16 protein-coding genes are annotated in these 17,485 nt (G+C 68.3%); 6 read left to right on the top strand and 10 right to left on the bottom strand.

From position 1 onward, the window contains the following. Positions 1-19: 19 nt before the first annotated feature. Positions 20-2,344: an NAD-dependent DNA ligase LigA gene (gene ligA, locus ASC65_RS04695; protein WP_056449980.1), complete on the bottom strand. Its 2,325-nt coding sequence runs from the start codon at positions 2,342-2,344 to the stop codon at positions 20-22. A 291-nt stretch (positions 2,345-2,635) separates the two neighbouring features. Beyond that, entirely contained in the window at positions 2,636-3,214 is a 579-nt protein-coding gene (locus ASC65_RS04690; protein ID WP_056449978.1) for a hypothetical protein, read from the bottom strand. Between the two features lie 143 nt (positions 3,215-3,357). On the opposite strand from ASC65_RS04690, the gene ASC65_RS04685 reads away from it, so the two are divergent. Further along, a complete protein-coding gene (locus tag ASC65_RS04685; protein WP_082525866.1) occupies positions 3,358-4,314 on the top strand; it encodes a M28 family peptidase in 957 nt (318 codons plus the stop codon). A gap of 25 nt (positions 4,315-4,339) precedes the next feature. Continuing rightward, the gene (locus ASC65_RS04680; RefSeq protein ID WP_235561395.1) at positions 4,340-4,894 is read left to right on the top strand and encodes a hypothetical protein; all 555 of its coding nucleotides are present in this window, start codon (positions 4,340-4,342) and stop codon (positions 4,892-4,894) included. A gap of 3 nt (positions 4,895-4,897) precedes the next feature. On the opposite strand, the gene ASC65_RS04675 is transcribed toward ASC65_RS04680, so the two are convergent. The 4 genes from ASC65_RS04675 to ASC65_RS04660 all read right to left on the bottom strand — a co-directional run bounded on the left by ASC65_RS04675 (position 4,898) and on the right by ASC65_RS04660 (position 10,582). Further along, positions 4,898-6,415: a Ppx/GppA phosphatase family protein gene (locus tag ASC65_RS04675; protein WP_056449976.1), complete on the bottom strand. Its 1,518-nt coding sequence runs from the start codon at positions 6,413-6,415 to the stop codon at positions 4,898-4,900. Beyond that, positions 6,415-8,637: an RNA degradosome polyphosphate kinase gene (locus ASC65_RS04670; RefSeq protein ID WP_056449974.1), complete on the bottom strand. Its 2,223-nt coding sequence runs from the start codon at positions 8,635-8,637 to the stop codon at positions 6,415-6,417. The genes ASC65_RS04675 and ASC65_RS04670 overlap by 1 nt, the downstream gene beginning before the upstream one ends. A gap of 106 nt (positions 8,638-8,743) precedes the next feature. Beyond that, positions 8,744-9,808 (bottom strand): RcnB family protein, encoded by a 1,065-nt coding sequence (locus ASC65_RS17440; RefSeq protein ID WP_235561394.1) that lies wholly within the window; start codon positions 9,806-9,808, stop codon positions 8,744-8,746. 168 nt (positions 9,809-9,976) lie between these two features. Next, positions 9,977-10,582, bottom strand: a complete 606-nt coding sequence (locus tag ASC65_RS04660) for an RcnB family protein (protein WP_056449972.1) — start codon at positions 10,580-10,582, stop codon at positions 9,977-9,979. Between the two features lie 162 nt (positions 10,583-10,744). Between ASC65_RS04660 and ASC65_RS04655 the strand changes: the two genes are divergently transcribed. Together ASC65_RS04655 and ASC65_RS04650 are read left to right on the top strand one after the other, a co-directional pair. Further along, the gene (locus ASC65_RS04655; RefSeq protein WP_056449971.1) at positions 10,745-11,464 is read left to right on the top strand and encodes a glutathione S-transferase N-terminal domain-containing protein; all 720 of its coding nucleotides are present in this window, start codon (positions 10,745-10,747) and stop codon (positions 11,462-11,464) included. A gap of 215 nt (positions 11,465-11,679) precedes the next feature. Further along, on the top strand, positions 11,680-11,979 hold the full coding sequence (locus tag ASC65_RS04650; protein WP_156459552.1) for a sel1 repeat family protein: 300 nt from the start codon (positions 11,680-11,682) through the stop codon (positions 11,977-11,979). Positions 11,980-12,028: 49 nt separating this feature from the next. On the opposite strand, the gene ASC65_RS04645 is transcribed toward ASC65_RS04650, so the two are convergent. Next, positions 12,029-12,421, bottom strand: a complete 393-nt coding sequence (locus tag ASC65_RS04645; protein ID WP_056449967.1) for a four helix bundle protein — start codon at positions 12,419-12,421, stop codon at positions 12,029-12,031. A 101-nt stretch (positions 12,422-12,522) separates the two neighbouring features. Then, positions 12,523-13,308: a polysaccharide biosynthesis/export family protein gene (locus ASC65_RS04640; protein WP_235561393.1), complete on the bottom strand. Its 786-nt coding sequence runs from the start codon at positions 13,306-13,308 to the stop codon at positions 12,523-12,525. 92 nt (positions 13,309-13,400) lie between these two features. Between ASC65_RS04640 and ASC65_RS04635 the strand changes: the two genes are divergently transcribed. Both ASC65_RS04635 and ASC65_RS04630 read left to right on the top strand, forming a co-directional pair. Then, positions 13,401-14,849, top strand: coding sequence for a GumC family protein (locus ASC65_RS04635; RefSeq protein ID WP_056449965.1), 1,449 nt, complete (start codon positions 13,401-13,403; stop codon positions 14,847-14,849). Positions 14,850-14,982: 133 nt separating this feature from the next. Further along, positions 14,983-15,612: a hfsB gene (locus tag ASC65_RS04630; RefSeq protein ID WP_235561392.1), complete on the top strand. Its 630-nt coding sequence runs from the start codon at positions 14,983-14,985 to the stop codon at positions 15,610-15,612. On the opposite strand, the gene ASC65_RS04625 is transcribed toward ASC65_RS04630, so the two are convergent. Continuing rightward, positions 15,609-16,556 carry a glycosyltransferase gene (locus tag ASC65_RS04625; protein WP_056449962.1) on the bottom strand — a complete coding sequence of 316 codons (948 nt, stop codon included), beginning with the start codon at positions 16,554-16,556 and terminating at the stop codon, positions 15,609-15,611. The genes ASC65_RS04630 and ASC65_RS04625 overlap by 4 nt on opposite strands. Continuing rightward, positions 16,556-17,437 carry a glycosyltransferase family 2 protein gene (locus ASC65_RS04620; RefSeq protein ID WP_327019503.1) on the bottom strand — a complete coding sequence of 294 codons (882 nt, stop codon included), beginning with the start codon at positions 17,435-17,437 and terminating at the stop codon, positions 16,556-16,558. Before ASC65_RS04620 ends, ASC65_RS04625 begins: the two co-directional genes overlap by 1 nt. Positions 17,438-17,485: the final 48 nt, after the last annotated feature.

Raw genomic sequence — 17,485 nt, 5'->3', positions numbered from 1 at the left:
CTGAAACTCCGGAAGGGTGCTAGCCGCCGATCAGCGCCAGCCACTCGTCCTCCGTCAAGACCTGAACGCCGTGCTTCTGGGCGTCGGCCATCTTGGAGCCCGCGCCCGGCCCGGCGACGAGGTAGTCGGTCTTCTTGGACACCGAGCCGGAAACCTTGGCGCCCAGGCTCTCGGCGCGGGCCTTGGCCTCGTCGCGGGTGAAGCGTTCGAGAGCGCCGGTGAAGACCACGGTCTTGCCGGCGACGGCGGTGTCGGTCTTGGGCCGCTCGGCGTCCTCGATCCGGTCGAGCTGGGCGACGAGGGCGTCGACCATGGCGAGGTTGTGGGTCTCGCGGAAGAACAGGGCCAGGGCTCGGGCGGCGACCGGACCGACGCCGGAAACGCCGGCGATCTGGCCGAGGCTGTCCGAAGGGCCTTCGTTGCGGGCGACCTCGGCGAGGCGGACCAGTCCGGCCCAGTCCTCGGCGAGGCTGGCCAGGCCGCGGCGGGCGGGGGCGGCGAGACCCGGGAAGCCGAGGGCGATCTTCTGGTCGAGCGGAGCCTCCGGCCACGGATCGGCGGCGGGCGGGGACGCTTCAGCGAGGGTGGCGACCACGCGCGGCGAGACGGCGTGGGCTTCGTTCAGGCGGACCCAGTCTTCGCTGGGGATGCCCTCGGCGGCGGCGACGCAGGCGGCCTCGAAGGCGGGCCAGGTCTCGAACGCGCGGGCCAGGACGATGGAGGTCTGCTCGCCGATGTCGCGCACGCCCAGGCCGTAGATGAACCGGTCCAGCGAGATGGTGCGGCGGGCGTCGATGCCGGCGACGAGGTTGCGCACGCTGGTCTCGCCATAGCCGTCCTCGGCGCGCAGGGCGTCGAGCTTCTCGGCGTCGCGAGCGAGCTGGAAGATGTCGGCGGGCTGGTTGATCCAGCCCCGCTCGTGGAAGGCGATCAGCTGCTTTTCACCAAGACCTTCAATGTCGAAGGCGCGACGGCTGACAAAATGCTTGAGGTGTTCGATGCGCTGGAACGGGCAGGCCAACTCACCCGTGCAACGGCGCACGACCGACTCGACGCCGGAGGCGTTGGTCTCCTTCACCAGGGCGGTCTTCAGCGGGCAGATGCAGGTGTGCGGGAAGTCGTAGCGCGCGCCGCGATCCGGCCGGTCAGCGTCGACGACACCGAGAATCTGCGGGATGACGTCGCCGGCGCGCTGCATGACCACGGTGTCGCCGAGGCGCACGTCGAGGCGGGCGATCTCGTCGGCGTTGTGCAGGGTGGCGTTGCGCACGACCACGCCGCCCACGGTGACCGGGTGCAGGCGGGCGACCGGGGTGTGCGAGCCGGTGCGGCCGACCTGGATGTCGATGCCTTCCAGCACGGTGTAGGCTTGTTGAGCAGGAAACTTATGCGCAATCGCCCAACGCGGGCTTCGCGAGATGTAGCCCAATCGATCCTGCCACGACAAATTGTCTACTTTATAGACGACACCATCAATGTCGTAGTCGAGGCTGGATCTGATCAGCGCCAGTTGATTGAACGCAGAGAGCAGGCCGTCGACGTCAATGACTCTTTTGGATCGTTCATTTACTTTGAACCCCCAGCGCGAGAAGGATTCTAGTGCGTCCATTTGGGTGTCGGCAAAGGGATGCGATGTCTTCCCCCAGGCGTACGCAAAGAATTTTAGTGGTCGTGTTGCCGTGATTGAGGGATCTTTTTGTCGCAATGAACCCGCAGCGAAGTTTCGTGGGTTTGCGTAGCTTCTGGATCCTGCGGCTTCCGCATTTGAGTTGAAAGAATTGAATGCTCCAATGGGAGCATAGACCTCTCCTCTCACTTCGATCTCTTCAGGCCAATCGTTCCCGATGAGACGTTGGGGGATGTCGAGAATGGTTCTGAGATTTGCGGTGACATCTTCACCCTTGCGACCATCTCCCCGCGTCGCACCTTGAACCAGCCTGCCGTATTCGTATCGGAGGTTTGCCGACAGTCCGTCGATCTTAGGCTCAGCAACAAATGCGAGCTCCGTGGCTCTAGTCAGGCCAAGGAATTTACGGATCCGTTGAACAAACTCCCCAACGTCCTCACGGCTGAATGCATTTCCCAATGAAAGCATCGGAGTCCCGTGAGGAACTTCTGAAAATTGTTCAGACGGTGCCGCCCCAACATAATTTGCGTACCAATCTTGCCCTTGAAGCGACGGATTAATCTCAATCACTAGAGCGTACTTGCGCTTCAGTTCGTCAAAGAACGCATCGCTAACTTCCGGGCGGTCGCGGTTGTAGGCCTCATCGTATCTGCGAAGCTTCTCCGATATCTCCTTTAGGTAGTACAGCGCATCGACCAGTGGCGCTGCCCGGATCATGTCGAAGGTAATGTCGCTTGCGGTCGGCCGGGCAGGATCTTTCTCTGAGGGGGCGTCGAAGAGAAATGGCTCTGACATTGCGAGCAGGTCCGAAGCTGAGGAACGCGATCAGTGCGGCGAGGGGGCCGATTCCCCTCTTAGCATCTAGGAACGCATAGCGAGCGGAATGAGCAGCACGATGTCCGTTTGTCGCCGCCCTTCGACCGCAGCCAGGATACGCCGTACGCAGGCGGGGCCTTCTTTGCGCGGCCATGGGACGGGTCCGCCCCGGTCCAGCGTCCGCCGCAACGCTCAGTTCCGCGGCAGGGTCGTCCGATCGTAGTCCGGACCCATGTCGAGGATGAAGACCGGGCCCAGGTCGACGGTCTGTGCGGCCCCGGCGAGCTGGACCGTCGCGCCCATTTCGCCGGGGGCGTAGTCGCGGGTGGCGATCCCATCGGCGAAATAGAGCTTCCATTCGCCGGTCGGCTGCACCGCCGCCCCGCCCATGTCGGGATAGGGGGCGGCGTTTCCCTGCATGCGGATGTTGACCTTTCCGGTCTGGGCCCCGGCGGGCAGGCGCTCGGCGCGCAGCCAGACGGCCAGCAGCAGGACGTCGCCGGACTTGATCGGCTTGGTCGAGACCGACCCGACGCCGACGTCCCACGGGTTGGCCCCCGGCGCCGTGACGTCGACGCGGAAGGCGTGGCCGCCCTGGACCGTCGAGTCGACGATGGTGCTGGTCTGGTTCGGACCGTAGACGTTCCAGCTGGTGACGTGGACGGCGTTGACCGCCTTGTCGAGCATGGACTGGGCCGCCGCCGGCATGGCGACCGGCGTGGCGACGATGGCCACCGCGGCGGCGACGGCAGTCAGAATTCCGCGGTGCATGGCTTCCCCCCAGGCGACCTGTTTGCGTTCTCCAGCGGAACTGTATCCGCGGCGCCGCGGTGATCAAGCCGTGCATGACGAGACCGTAATCTGACGCGGGCGTCGGGGCCTGCTAGCGTCGCCGCAAAAGTCAGGAAACACCGATGCGTCATCTCTCTCTCGCCGCCCTTTCGCCGGTCGCGGCGGCCCTGCTGCTGGGCGCCTGCACGACCCCCATCGCAGAGGCGCCGGCCGCGCCGGCCGCGCCGGCGGGTCACGCGCAGCTGCTGGAGGACGTGCGTATCCTCTCGAGTGACGAGATGGCGGGCCGGGACACGGGCGCGGCCGGCGGCGCGGCGGCGCGCGCCTATGTCATCGGGCGCCTGGATGCGATCGGCGTCGCCGCCCCGGCCATGGGCCGCGAGCAGCCGTGGCGTGCGGTCGGCCGCACCCGCGAGGGCCCAAAAGAGTTCAACGGCGTCAATGTCATCGGGGTGATCCCGGGCACCCGCGTGACCGATCGCTACATCGTCGTCACCGCCCACTACGACCACGTCGGCGTCAATGACGGCCAGGTCTTCAACGGCGCCGACGACAACGCCTCGGGCGTCGCGACCATGCTGGCCCTGGCTGAGGACCTGAAGCGCCAGGCGCCCGACCACTCGGTGCTGATCGTGGCGCTCGACGGCGAGGAGCGCGGCCTGCTGGGGGCGAAGCATTTCGTCGAGGCCCCGCCGGTGCCGCTCGAATCCATCGCCATGAACCTCAACTTCGACATGACCGCCCGCGCCGATACGGACGGCAAGCTGTGGGTCACCGGCACCTATCAGAACCCCACCTTCCGCCCGATCCTGGAGACCATTCCGGCCAACGGCGCGGTGGCCCTGGCCTTTGGCAAGGACACGCCCGAGGACAAGGGCGAGGACAATTGGGTCGAGTCCTCGGACCACGCCGCCTTCTACAAGGCGCAGGTGCCGTTCCTGTATTTCGGCGTGAACTATCACCCCGACTATCACCGCCCGTCGGATGACTTCGAGCGGATCACGCCGTCGGTCTTCATCAGCGCCACCGAGCTGTCGATCGCCGGCTTCCGGGCGCTGGATCGGTCGCTGGACCGCTAAGCCCGGCGGGCGTAGGAGTCGGGACATGCGCAAGGTCCTGACCCTCGTTCTCGTCGCTGCCGCCAGCCTGGTCGCCGCCTCGTGCGACCAGGGGGCTCCGGCGAAGGGGCCGCCGGTTCCGGGCGCGGCCTTCAAGCACGCCACGACCTCGGACCTGTCCGGCTACTACATGCCGCTCAGCGAAGTCCGCATCGGTGACTGGGCGCTGGATCATCTGTTCCTGGGCCAGGCCTCGGACTTCACCGCCTGGGAGGCCGGGCGGCGCAGCGAGACCTTCGCGCCGGTCATGCTGCAGTTCGACAATCTGGCCAGCCCGATGGTGCAGACCGAGATCGGCGAGGCGCGCAGCGTCACGTCTCGGGTGCTGCCGAGCTTCTATTCGGTGTCCGACGCCCGGGTGCAGTTCGAGGGCCGTTCGCCGGAACTCGGGCGCGTCAGCTTCGACGGGCGAATGGATGCGGGTGCGCTCGCCACGGCGCGCCGTAACCTCGGCGACGAGGGGGCGGTGGTGGTCGGCGACCTGATCGTCGGCGGACGGACGGTCCGCGGCGTGCGCCTGCGCTGGTGGGCCGGCGATTGAATCTCAGCCCGCCGCCGCGCCGTTCCGAAGATCCAGCTTGAGGCCGAGAATCTCCGCCAGGGCCTTGCCCCGGCGGCGGGTCTGCTCACCCAGCAGGACGTCGGCGTAGCCGTCGGCGGCGGTGATCACCAGGGCGCCGTCCTGGATGCGGGCGCGGGCGTTGGCGAGCAGTTGCGGAGCGCGGCCTGAGAGGTCGCAGGCCAGGCGGATGGCCAGGCCGAGGGCGCGGCCGGCGCGGCGCTGTTCCTCGCTGAGCAGGCGCTCGACCGTGCTGCGTTCAGGCGTGCCGCTGGAGCCGCCGTATCGGGCATTGACGGCGACGGCGAGGAAGGCGCGTTCAGCGTGGGTCTGGCCCGGCACCGGGGCGCGCAACACCTGGTCGAAGGCCAGCTCGACGCGGTGGTCCGGATGCAGGCGAGCGCCGAGGTCGGCGAGACGGCAGGCGGCGTCGGCGAGGACCGCGTCGCGGCCCTTGTCGAAGGCGACGGGGAGGGCGTCGACGAGCGGGGCGATCCAGCCCTTCAGCGCGCTGGGCAGGCTGGGCGAAATGCCTTGGCGGGCGCCCAGGGCGGTGCAGCCGGCCAGCAGCGGATCGGTGGCGGCGGTCTCGGCGTCCAGCGCCTCATAGAGCAGGCCCTCGCGCACGCCCCAGGCCGAGATGACCACCCGCTTCAAGCCCAGGTGTTCGATCAGGCCCTCAAGCACGAGGGCGGCGTGAGGAAGGGTCTCGGCGCGCTTCTTAGACAGGCCGGGCCATTTTTCGAGGGACGACTTCGACTGTCGCGCGATCAGGCGGGCGGTGTCGCGGGCCTCCTGGGCGGTCATTTCGTACTGGTGGACGACGTGCAGGGGGTAGGCTCCCATGTCCATGTGGATCTGGGCCAGGGTCCGCCAGGCGCCGCCGACGGCGTAGAGGGTGTCGGCGCGATAGTCGGCGGCCGGCTTGAGGCGGGTGGCGATGGCGTCGCGAAGCTTGCCGGGGGTCAGACCTTCCTGCGCGCCCATCGCGAACGGACCGAGGGGCAGGGTGACGCCGCGACCAAGCGCGCCGTCCTCGACGCGGATCAGCTCCAGGCTGGAGCCGCCCAGGTCGGCGGCGACGCCGTGGGCTGCGGGAATGCCGGCCAGCACCCCGAGAGCGGCGTATCGGGCCTCCTCTTCGCCGGACAGGATGCGGATGCGCAGCCCGGTCTCGGCGGCGACCTGATCGCAGAAGGCCTGGCCGTCCTCGGCCTCGCGGACGGCGGCCGTGGCGGCGATGAAGGTGTGGGCGGGGCGGACACCCTCGACGACGGCGGCGAACCGTTTCAGCGCGACGAGGGCCTGGGCCGAGCCCTCGACGGAGAGCTTGCCTGTCGTGGCCAGGTCGCGGCCGAGGCCGGCCAGGACCTTCTCGTTGAACACGGTCCAGATGGCGCGGCCTTCGAGCCGGTAGAGCACCAAGCGCACCGAGTTGGAGCCGATGTCGATCGCGGCGACGTCCCGAGGCTCGCCGATCGCGGACAGCAGGGTCGCGGGCATCAGCGCTTCTTTCGGAGGGGTTCGTAGCTGAGGTGGCCGGGCAGGGTCTTCACCTTGCGGCCGCGTCCGGAGAGGCTGGGGTTGGTCATGAAATACTTGTGGGCGGAGAAAGGACGCTCGGGGTCGGCGGGGCTGACCCGGCGATAGGCGCCGTCGGGATCGAGCACCCAGCTCTGAGCGTCGTCCTTTAGGTTGGCGACCATGATCTGGTCCAGCACCTGGTCATGCACCGTCGCGTTCAGCACCGGGGTCATCAACTCCACCCGGCGCTCGAGGTTGCGGGTCATCCAGTCGGCGGACGAGATGAACAGCCGGGCCTTGTCGTGCGGCAGGTCGCGGCCGTTGGCGAAGGCGACGATGCGGGCGTGCTCGAGGAAGCGGCCGACGATCGACTTGACCCGGATGTTCTCCGACAGTCCCGGCACGCCCGGGCGCAGGCAGCAGATGCCGCGCACCACCAGCTCGATGCGCACGCCCCACTGGCTGGCGCGGTACAGGGCGTCGATGACGTTGGGATCGACCAAGGAATTGAGCTTGGCCCAGATGGCGGCGGGCTTGCCCTTGGCGGCGGCGGCCATTTCGGCGCCGATCAGGTCGATCAGGGTCGCCTTCATGTTCAGCGGCGAGACGACGAGGGCCTCGAGCTCGTCTGGCGTGGCGTAGCCGGTGATGTAGTTGAACACCCGGGTGGCGTCGCGGCCGAGATCCGGATGGCAGGTGAACAGGCTCAGGTCGGTGTAAACCTTGGCCGTGACCGGGTGGTAGTTGCCGGTGCCGAAGTGGCAGTAGGTGCGCAGGCTGTCGCCTTCGCGGCGGACCACCACGCTGAGCTTGGCGTGGGTCTTGTACTCGACGAATCCGAAGACGACGTGGACGCCGGCGCGCTCCATGGCCCGCGCCCAGCGCAGGTTCGCCTCCTCGTCGAAGCGCGCCTTCAGCTCGACCAGGGCGGTGACGTTCTTGCCGTTCTCGGCCGCCTCGATCAGGGCGGCGACGATCGGGCTGTCCTTGGAGGTGCGGTAGAGCGTCTGCTTGATGGCGATGACGTTCGGGTCGCGCGCGGCCTGGCGCAGGAACTGGACCACCACGTCGAAGCTCTCGAACGGGTGGTGGATCAGCATGTCCTTCTCGCGGACCGCCGCGAAAATGTCGCCGCCGTTGTCGCGGACCCGTTCGGGATAGCGCGGCTCGTAGCCGGGGAATTTCAGGTCGGGGTGGCCCGACGGGATGATGTCCGAGACCTGGGCCAGGCCGAGCATGCCGTCGATCAGGACCACGTCCTGAGGCGCGGCGTCGAGCTGGTCGGTGATGAAGGCGCGCAGGTCGTCCGGCATGGACGCCTGGATCTTGATGCGCACGACCGAGCCGAGACGGCGCTGCTTGAGCGCCTCCTCGAACTCCATGACCAGGTCCTCGGCCTCTTCCTCGATCTCGATGTCGCTGTCGCGGATCAGGCGGAAGACGCCCTGTTCCAGCACGTCGCAGCCAGGGAACAGGTGGTCGATGAACAGGGTCAGCAGGCTTTCGAGCGTGACGTAGCGCGTGCGGCCGGGATTGGAGCGGCCGTCCGTTGCCAGGGGCCAGAACCGCTTCACCTGGGTCGGCACCGGCACCAGGGCGTACAGGGTGCGGTTGTCCGCCTTGCGTCGCAGCTTCAGCGCCAGGGAAAAGCCGAGGTTGGGCAGGAAGGGGAACGGATGGGCCGGGTCGATCGCCATCGGCGTCAGCACGGCGAACAGCTGGTTGAGGAACTCGGGCTCCAGCCGATCGCGCTCGGTCTTGGTGATCTTGGCGGCGTCGACCACCTCGATGCCGGCGCCGACCAGTTCCTTGCGCAGCTTGCGCCAGCGGCGCTGCTGCTCGGCCATCAGGGCGCCGGCGGCGACGCTGATGTTGTCCAACTGCTGCGCCGGGGTCAGGCCGTCGGCGGAGAGGACGCGCACCCGCTCGCGCACCTGGCCCTTCAGGCCGGCGACGCGCGTCATGAAGAACTCATCCAGGTTGTTGGCCGAGATCGACAGGAAGCGCAGGCGTTCGAGCAGCGGGTGGGACGGGTTGGCGGCCTCTTCCAGCACCCGGCTGTTGAAGGCCAGCCAGGAGGTTTCGCGGTTGAAGAACCGGCTGGGCGAGGCCATCAGCTCTTCGGAGAGATGCAGCTGAGGCGCGCGGGAGGAGGGGACTTCCTCGCCGGTGGAGCTGTCTCGGATCGCCGCGTCGGTCATGCCTAAGGTTCTGGCCCCAGTCGGCGACCGCTGCAACCTTGCTCAGGGCAAAGAAAAACGCCGCCCGATCGAGGATCGGACGGCGTTTGCTCCGTGATCGGACGGACTACCAGCTCCAGGCGTCGTAGATGACCTCGATGATGTAGCCGTCGATCTCGTCGATCAGATAGATCTGGTTGTCGACCAGCACCCAGCGCGTCCCGACGGGCGGGTAGCCTAGGCCGTAGGTGCGCCAGTCGTTCATCTGATAGCGCCAGAAGATCGACGGCAGGTAGTCGCCGACGTACCAGCGCTGACCGTAGTAGCTGCGGGGTACGCTGTAGTAGCCGTAGCCCGGGGCGAAGTAGAAGCCGTACCGAACGCCCGAATAGTCGCGCCAACGCCGGTCGTGCCGCCACCAGTCGTGGCCGTGGCGCCGGCTCCAGTTGCGCCGCCACGAGTCGCCGTTGAAGCGGTTCCGGAAGTCTCGGTACTCGTGGCGATTGTCGCGATCCCGATCGCGGTCGGGCCGGCCAGGGCGGTCAGGCCGATTGTCTGGGCGCGTCTCGCCGCCGGGCCGACCCGGGCGGTCGGGACGGTCCGGGCGATCCGGGCGCGGACGGTCGGGACGACCGGAGTCATCGTCCTCGCGGGGCCGATCCGGACGGTTCGGACGGTTCGGTCCGCCGGCGTTGTCGCCGCCGGGACGATCCGGGCGATCCGGGCGATCTGGGCGATCCGGACGGTTGGGCTCGCCCGGACGATCCGGGCGATCGGGACGGTTCGGCTCGTTGGGACGATCGGGCCGATCGGGTCGGTTCGGCCGGTTCGGACGCGTCTCCCCGCCGCCGGAGCTCGGGCGATCAGGGCGGGACTCGCCGCCGGAGCTCGGACGATCAGGACGGGACTCGCCGCCGCCGCCGCCCGAGCTGGGGCGATCAGGACGGCTCGGCCGATCCGGTTGCGAGGGGCGCGGGTCCGGACCGGAGGGGCGGCTCGGCGGCGGGGCGGGGGTCTCCGCCCGAGGCGTGTTGGCGCGTTCGGCGCGCGCGGCGAGGCGTTCTCCGCGCAGTTCAGTGCGCGGGCGCGGCGGCGGCGGCGCGTCCGCATCCTGGGCCAGGGCCGCAAACGGCGCCGCGAGAGGCATGACGAAGGCCGCGATCGAAGCGGCGACCATCAGTGAGCGTTTCATTCTCGTCTGTTTCCTGCACGCCCCTGTCAGGCGGCTTGGGAGAAGCGTCGCGTTTCGTCGATGAACCGTGACTGAACGAACGACGTGCTTTGATCGTGAATTATAGGCCATGAAAAACGCCCCGCGAAGCGTTGTCCGCGGGGCGTCCTTCGGGCGGCGGGGAGAGACCTAGAAGACGTCGTACAGCACGCTCGCGATCAGGCCGGTGGCGAGGGCCATCAGTACGATGTCGTTGCCGGCGTGGACGTAGCGATAGCCGCGCGGAGCCGGGCCAAGGCCGTAAACGTACGGATCAGCCACGTAATAGCTGCGGTAGGCGGGCGGCAGGTAGCCGCCGCGGGTCCAGCGATAGCCGTAGTAGCGGGGCTCGACGCGGTAGTAGCCGTAGCTGGGCGCATACCAGTAGCCGCTGCGCGCGCCGCGATAGTCGTTGAAGTCCGAGCGCCCACGCCACCAGTCGCGATTGTTGCGGTCCCAGCGGCGGTCGCTTCGGTAGTCACGGTGATCGTCGCGTCGATCGTTGCGATAGTCCCGATGATCATCACGGCGCTCGTTGCGATAGCCGCGGCGATCGTCCTGGCGATGGTCTCGATCGCCGCGGTTCCGGTCGCCGTCGTTGTCGTGGCGACGCTCCTGGCGATAGTCGCGATCGCCGCGACGCTCATCGCGGTGGTCGCGCCCGTGATCGCTGCGGTCCTGGGCCTGGGCGGCGAGAGGCGCAGCGGTGGCGGCGAGCATCACGCCGACGACGGCCGCCGCAGTGAAACGGTTCATGGGGATCTCCAACTCGTCGGGCGTTCTTGCGCCTCATCCGCCCTTGTCGAAGACCAAGCTCTGCCTCTGCTGATGAACTGCCGCTGAACATTCCTGTCAGGTTCGCCGTTGCGCGTGCGACAGGCGGCACCCACCTCGAACCCAAGCGTCGCAGGAGCCTTCATGACCCGCCCGATCGAACTCTGGTACTGGCCCACGCCGAACGGCTGGAAGGTCTCGATCGCGCTGGAGGAGATGGGGCTCTCGTATGAGATGAAGCCGGTGAACATCGGCGCTGGAGAACAGTTCGCCCCGGCCTTTCAGGCCATCAGCCCGAACGGTCGGATGCCGGCCATCGTAGACCCGGACGGGCCGGACGGTCTGCCGCTGTCGATATTCGAATCCGGGGCGATCCTGCAGTACCTCGGCGCCAAGACCGGTCTGTTCTACCCGCACGACCTCCGCGGCAAGGCGGAGGTCGACCAGTGGCTGTTCTGGCAGGTCGGCGGCCTGGGGCCGATGGCCGGGCAGGCGCACCACTTCCGTCAGTATGCGCCCGCCATCGATCCCGACCAGCGGCACCTGGCCTATGGGGTCCGCCGCTACACGAACGAGGTGAACCGGCTCTATGGCGTGATGGACCGCCGCCTGGCGGATCGCGAGTACCTGGCCGGCGCCTATTCGATCGCCGACATGGCGGCCTGGCCCTGGGTGCTTCCGTCGCACCAGGGACAGGACCTGGACGACTTCCCGCATCTCAAGGCCTGGCACGAGCGGGTCGGCGCGCGGCCGGCGGTGATCAAGGGTCGAGCGCTCGGCGAAGACCTGCGCAAGAACCTCGCGGCATCGGGCAAGGCTGCGGAGGAGGCCCGCAAGCTGCTGTTCGGACAGCGGTCCCGGTAAGAGGTCGTAAGGGTCTCGGTGAGGGTTCGTTATTCGGTGTGACCGAGAGATTTCGGAACTATTTCAGAGGTCTGAACAGAAGCGCGATCTTCACTCCTGCTTTACTGAAAGGGCCGTTTCGACCCCTCTGCTGTTAACTTTAACTTCAAACCGCGGGTATTTCATTCGTGTCAGAGGGCGGGGCCAGAAAGGCTCCGGTACCGGGAGATACGGTGATGATCGCGCAAGAAACCGCGCCTGACATGGTCGAAGAGGCTCTGCCGCTGCCGACCGTCGAGATGAACGGGGACGACCTGTTCAAACTGGGCATGATGTATTCGACGGGCCAAGGCGGCTGCCCCATGGACCGTGTCTCGGCCCATATGATCTTCAATCTCGCGGCGATGAAGGGCTCGATTGAAGCTCGGGTCTATCGCCGCGAGATGAGCGCCGAGATGGAGCGGGAAGAGATCGCCGAAGCGCAGAAGGCCGCGCGTCGCTGGATCGACGCTGGCGTGGTTCAGCTGGCTGCCTGAGCAGTCACTAACCGCCGCCGGCGCCTGGCCAGTGATTAGTGGTTGGTGATTAGTGGTTGCCGGCTCCGCCGTCCTTGCGACGTGACAAGGCGCTGGAGAGCGCCACCAACATCCGGCTGATGTCTTCCGACGCCAGCAGCAGAGCGCGGGCATCTACATTCGGCAAGTAGCCGAGCCGCTCCGCCAGGATGAGTTGAGTTTCGGCTTCGGCAAGCGACCCGCGCGCCATACCTACAAACTGGATGAATTCGCCGGTGCTTCGACGGGCCGCGCCTTCAGCGATGTTGGACGCGACCGATACGGCCGCGCGCCGGATTTGACCAATCAGCCCGAACCGCTCGTCGCGAGGCCAGTGCGCTGACGCTTCGTAGATGCCCTCGGCCCAGTCCAGGGACTTTCGCCAGACCTGAAGGTCGCGGTAGTTGGTGACGCCATCGGTCATTGGCTCGCCTCGCGAATCCGGCTCCGCAGCAAACACTAATCACTAACCACTAATCACTTGGCAGCCGCGCCGCCTCTAAGCGGCCCGCCGGCGCTCGTCCTTCAGAACGACTGGTACTGTCCGCCGATGGCGTAGCTGAAGCCGATGGGCAGGGCCGAGCGGAACTGGGTGACGAAGTCGGCGACTTCGCCCAGCAGGGTCCGGGGTACGAAGACGATGTCGCCGCGGCGCAGGGCGATGATCTCGCGATCATTTGGGCTGAGGTCGACGGCGCGGAGCATGCGCGTGCCGTTCGGGCCCCGGCGGACCAGGGCGACCTGATCGCGCTTGGCCGAGGGCAGGAAGCCGCCAGCCTGGATGATGGCCTGCCAGGCGTCGATGTCGGCGGGCATGTCGTAGACGCCCGGCAACCGGACCTCGCCATCGACCCAGACCTTGAGCGGGGCGGCCGTCTTCAGCGTCACCTCGACGACCGGACGACGCAGTTGCGAGGCGAAGGCGTCGGAGGCGTCGGCCTCGAGCTCGGCGATGGTGCGGTCGGCGGCCATGATCTGGCCGACCAGGGGCAGGGAGACGCGGCCGTCAGGTCCGATCTTCTGGGTGCGAGTCAGCTCGGCGGCGGTCGGGGTGGCGATCTCGATCTCGTCGCCCGGGTAGAGGACGTATTCCGGCTCGGCCTCCGTCCAGTCGGCGAAGCCGATGTCGCGGAAGGAGCCGGCGGGGACGGTCTCGATCCGGTTGGGGCCGCTCGCGCCGTACTGCGGACGGCGCGCGGCGACGTCGCCGTTGGCGCAGGCGGCCAGGCTTCCGCCGAGCCCGGCAAGGCCGAGCAGCATCAGGCGCCGGTCGATGGTCATGAGCGAAATCGTCCCCGAAAGGTCACGCATCGGACCCTCGCTGCTTAAGGGTAACCATGGGTTAACGCGGAAGCCCCAAGGGTCACTCTCAGAAGAGTATTTCCAGGAATCAGCCCGAGCGCATGCGCACGACGGCCTACAGGACAGTCCGGCCGCGCTACGGCTTCGTCGACGTCGTCGGCCTGCTGTTCCGCGACCTGTTGCTGATGATCATCATCTTCCTGGTCGTCTTCGCCCTCGGCACGGCCGCGGTGTTGACCCTGCGCAAGACCTACACGGCCACGTCGAGCGTCTATGCCGGGGTCGGGCAGGAGTACGTCTACCAGCCGCGGGTCGGAACCCAGGACCAGAACGGCGGCCAGCCGCTGGAGGCCGACGCGGTCGCCCAGTCGGAAGCGGCCATCCTCGGCAGCCTCGAGGTCAAGCGCCGCGCCGTGCAGGCGCTCGGCGCCGATGTGATCCTGGGCGCCAAGGCGCGCGGGACGACGGCGGAGAAAACCGCGGCCGCCCTCAAGGTGCTGGACAACGGCCTTGGCGTTGGGGTGACGCCGGGCAGCGCCATCATCTCGGTGTCGTTCCAGTCCGACGACCCGCAGCGCGCGGCGCGCATTCTGAACGCCGTGGTCGACCAGTATCTGGTGCAGCGCCGTGCGGTCTTCCGCGACCGCGCCACCCCGGCCATCATCGCCCAGCGCCAAGCCTTCGAGACCGAACTGGCCGCAGCCGACACCGCCTATCAGGCCTTCCTGCAGTCGAACGACATCGGCGACTTCGCGACCGCCAAGGCGACCCTGGCGGCGACCTACCAGGCGGTCTTCACCGAGACCCTGTCGGTGCGGGCCCAGCTGAACCAGGCCAGCCAGCGGCTCGCCACCCTGGAAGCCCAGCTGGCCGAGCAGCCGGCCGAGGTGGTGCTGCAGCAGGACTTGAACATCGCCGCCCAGGACCAGATCCTGCAACTGCGCACCGAGCGCGAGAGCCTCTTGGCGCGCTATACCGAGGACGCCCAGCCGATCCGCGACATCGACCAGCGCATCGCCCAGCTGCAGTCCTATGTCGCCACCGGCACGGCTGTGGGGGCCAAGGAGGTCCGCACCGGGCCGAGCGTCATCTTCACCGAGATCGAGACCACGCGCATCAACGCCGCCGCCGACCGCGACGCCCTGGCCGCACGGCTGTCGGTGCTGAACGGCCAGCTGTCGCAGTTGCGTGATCGGCAGGGGGAGCTGACCCGGCTGGAGTCGACCAACGCCAACCTGGCCGGCAACCGCGAAATCCTGACCGCCAACATCCGCGACTTCCAGCAGCGCGAAAGCGCCGCCCGCGCCGACGGCGCCCTGGTCGCCGCCGGGGCCGACAACGTCACGGTCATCGAGCGCGCCGAGGCGCCGACCCGCGGCTCCAGCCTGAAGGCGCCGCTGCTGGCCGCCGTCTTCCTGTTCGCCGCCTTCACCGCCCTGTGCGTCGGCCTGCTGCGCGTCTTCCTGCGCAAGGGCTATGTCACCCCGGCCTCGACCAGCCGGACTCTCGAGCTGCCCGTGCTCGCCGTGGCCCCGATCAAGGGGACCTGATGCCGACCGTTAACCATCCCATGGTAGCGTTTGGTCAGTAGGCGGGGCTTTCAGCGATTCGATGGTCGATCTAACGACTGAAATGGCGGCTCTTTGGGCGGCGCTGGGCCCAGCGCCCGCGCACCGCGGCCGTGTGATTCAGATCGCGTCGGCCAGCAGCGGCGAAGGCGTCTCGACCGTGGCCCGCGAATACGCCCGGCTGGCTGCAGTGCGCGCCCGAAAGCCCGTCTGGCTGGTCGACGCCGACCTGGCCCAGCAGGGACAGCAGGAAACCATCGCCGCCTATCCGGACCGCTTCGGCGCTCTGGGGCGCGCCGCCTCGGTGACGCCTGACGGCTCGATCTTCTACGCCGTGACGCCGCGCATGATGGACCGCGCCGGCAAGCCGGTGCACCCGGCGCGTCTGATGACGGCGCGTCCCTGCCTGGGCGGCCGGCTGTGGGTGACGCGCTTCGCCGCGGAACACCTGCGCTCGGGCCAGCGCGCTGAGCCGGTCGCCGATCCGCGCTACTGGGACGCGTTGCGCAAGCACGCCGACACCGTGGTGATCGACAGCCCGGCGGCCGACCGCAATCCGATGGCCATCGCCCTGGCGCCCTTCGTCGACGCGACCGTCATCGTGGTGGCGGCCGAGAGCACGGCGGCCGGTGAACCGGTGATCCTGCGCGACGAGATCGAGGCGGCCGGCGGCAGGATCGCCGGCGTGGTGGTCAATCGCTCGACCTACAATCCGCCGGCTTTCCTGAGGCGGCTCGCCGGCTAGCTGGCGGCGGCCGCCCGATCGAGGCGGGCCAGTTCGCGAGAGCCGTAGAAATGCGGCTCGAAGCCCTTCATCCAGAACACCTTGCCGGCGCCTCGCGCGGCCTTGTCGTAAGCCTGGGCGCGGCGGGCGTTGAGGCTGACGGTCATGGCCAGGGAGACGAGGCCCCAGACCCCGGCCTGGGCGGCGCCGATCATCATCCAACGAGCGACGGCTGGCCAGTTGCGCTCGGCGGCGGCGGTCTGGCTCGGTCCTTGGCCGTAGGCGAAGGCGCGGGCCAGGGCGTACCTCAGCGTGGCGCGGTGCGGCGGTGCGAACTCCTCGACCCAGGCGTCGGCGGCCCAGCCGAATTTGGCGCCGCGTCCGCGCATGGCCGCGAACAGGGCGTCGTCCTCACCGCCCATATGATCGGCGGCGACATCGAAGGGCGTGCAGCCGGGCAGGGCTGTGGCGCGCACCATCAGGGAGTTGCCGCAGCCGTAGGGGTTGGTCACCAGGCCGGATCGCTCGGGCCCGACGCGGCCGAAGAACCGTTCCAGATAGGGCTTGAGCCAGGGCTGGGCGTCGGGGGCGCGGCCCTCGATGGGACCGAAGACGGCGTCGGCGGCGGTCTCTTCCTGGGCCTGAAGCAGGGCCGAGAGCCAGCGCGGCCGGGCCACCTCGTCATCGTCCAGGAAGGCGATCAGCGGGGCGCGGGTCGCGGCGAGGCCAGCGTTGCGCGCGGTGGCGACGCCGGGGCGCGGCGCGTGGACATAGGTCAGCGGCCAGGGGGACAGGGTGCGCAGGGCTTCGATCACCGGCGCGGCGGAGGCCGCCGGGTCGTTGTCGACCACGACGACGGCGTCGACGCGGTCGCCTACGCCGGTCTGCTCGAACAGCGAACAGAGCGCTCGTTCGAGGCTCTCGGGACGCCTGAGGGTCGGAACGATGACGGCGACGTCGCCCATCACACAGCCTCCGCATACAGGGCGGCCCGATAGAGACGGAGCGAGAAGGCTCGCGCCGCCACGGGCAGCCAGGGGAACTCGGCCGCCGCCCGCAGGCGATGGCGCAGCCAGGGCAGACCCGGCAGGGACTTCAGCAGCTTGGCCGCCTTGTAGCTGGGGTAGGCGGCGACGATCTCGGGGTGCCGCGCGGCCATGCGCGCGAAATTGGGCGCCGACTGCTCGTACTTGCGGGCCAGGGCCGGGACGGTGTCGAGGCCCATGTGGGTGGCGGCGTTGTCGAGGTGGATGACGGAGAAGCGGCGCGACACGCGCATGGCCCACTCCACGTCCTCCCAGCCCCAGCCGGTGAAGCCGGAGTCGAAGGCCTCGGCTTCGAACACGTCGCGGCGAACCAGAAGGTTGGAGGTGTAGACGTATTTCTCGGGCTGTTTGGCGCGCGCCTCAAAGGGCACGCATTCCGACTTGGCGGCCATGGCGCGGTGCACCGAGAAGCGGGCGTCGGTCGAGGCCTGTTTGAGCGAGAATCCGCCGAAGGCCACGGCGGGATTGTCGCGCGCCACCAATTCCGCCCAGTCCCGCAGGAAATGCGGATGGTCGGGGCGCATGTCGCTGTCGAGGAACAGCAGGCTGGCGCCGCGCGCCGCCGCCGCCAGCCGGTTGCGGCCGATGGCGCGACCTTCGTTGGACGGCAGGGTGATCAGCCGCGCGGGCAGGGCCATGGTCGTGATCTGGGAGATGAGCCGCTCGGTCAGGGCCGGGTCGGCGGTGCCGTCGTCCAGGATCACGATCTCGACCGCGCCGTCTACGGAGGCGGCCTCGCTTTCAAGCAGGGCGAGCAGCTCCGACGGATCGTCACGAAGGAAGGGGACCAGCACCGACATGGCAGGGCGAGACCCCTTGCGTGCCGGGTTGTCCGTGATCTGCGCCCG

It is taken from the genome of Brevundimonas sp. Root1279 (assembly GCF_001425945.1).
GTDB lineage: Bacteria > Pseudomonadota > Alphaproteobacteria > Caulobacterales > Caulobacteraceae > Brevundimonas.
Note: the sequence above shows the minus strand (reverse complement) of the source record. Positions and strands in the feature narration are given on the sequence as shown.

What these genes read in the sequence shown, in the direction of transcription:
- ligA (WP_056449980.1), bottom strand. Translation starts at nt 2,344, where the DNA reads ATGATCCGGGCAGCGCCACTGGTCGATGCGCTGTACTACCTAAAGGAG.
- ASC65_RS04690 (WP_056449978.1), bottom strand. Translation starts at nt 3,214, where the DNA reads ATGCACCGCGGAATTCTGACTGCCGTCGCCGCCGCGGTGGCCATCGTC.
- ASC65_RS04685 (WP_082525866.1), top strand. Translation starts at nt 3,358, where the DNA reads ATGCGTCATCTCTCTCTCGCCGCCCTTTCGCCGGTCGCGGCGGCCCTG.
- ASC65_RS04680 (WP_235561395.1), top strand. Translation starts at nt 4,340, where the DNA reads ATGCGCAAGGTCCTGACCCTCGTTCTCGTCGCTGCCGCCAGCCTGGTC.
- ASC65_RS04675 (WP_056449976.1), bottom strand. Translation starts at nt 6,415, where the DNA reads ATGCCCGCGACCCTGCTGTCCGCGATCGGCGAGCCTCGGGACGTCGCC.
- ASC65_RS04670 (WP_056449974.1), bottom strand. Translation starts at nt 8,637, where the DNA reads ATGACCGACGCGGCGATCCGAGACAGCTCCACCGGCGAGGAAGTCCCC.
- ASC65_RS17440 (WP_235561394.1), bottom strand. Translation starts at nt 9,808, where the DNA reads ATGAAACGCTCACTGATGGTCGCCGCTTCGATCGCGGCCTTCGTCATG.
- ASC65_RS04660 (WP_056449972.1), bottom strand. Translation starts at nt 10,582, where the DNA reads ATGAACCGTTTCACTGCGGCGGCCGTCGTCGGCGTGATGCTCGCCGCC.
- ASC65_RS04655 (WP_056449971.1), top strand. Translation starts at nt 10,745, where the DNA reads ATGACCCGCCCGATCGAACTCTGGTACTGGCCCACGCCGAACGGCTGG.
- ASC65_RS04650 (WP_156459552.1), top strand. Translation starts at nt 11,680, where the DNA reads ATGATCGCGCAAGAAACCGCGCCTGACATGGTCGAAGAGGCTCTGCCG.
- ASC65_RS04645 (WP_056449967.1), bottom strand. Translation starts at nt 12,421, where the DNA reads ATGACCGATGGCGTCACCAACTACCGCGACCTTCAGGTCTGGCGAAAG.
- ASC65_RS04640 (WP_235561393.1), bottom strand. Translation starts at nt 13,308, where the DNA reads ATGCGTGACCTTTCGGGGACGATTTCGCTCATGACCATCGACCGGCGC.
- ASC65_RS04635 (WP_056449965.1), top strand. Translation starts at nt 13,401, where the DNA reads ATGCGCACGACGGCCTACAGGACAGTCCGGCCGCGCTACGGCTTCGTC.
- ASC65_RS04625 (WP_056449962.1), bottom strand. Translation starts at nt 16,556, where the DNA reads ATGGGCGACGTCGCCGTCATCGTTCCGACCCTCAGGCGTCCCGAGAGC.
- ASC65_RS04620 (WP_327019503.1), bottom strand. Translation starts at nt 17,437, where the DNA reads ATGTCGGTGCTGGTCCCCTTCCTTCGTGACGATCCGTCGGAGCTGCTC.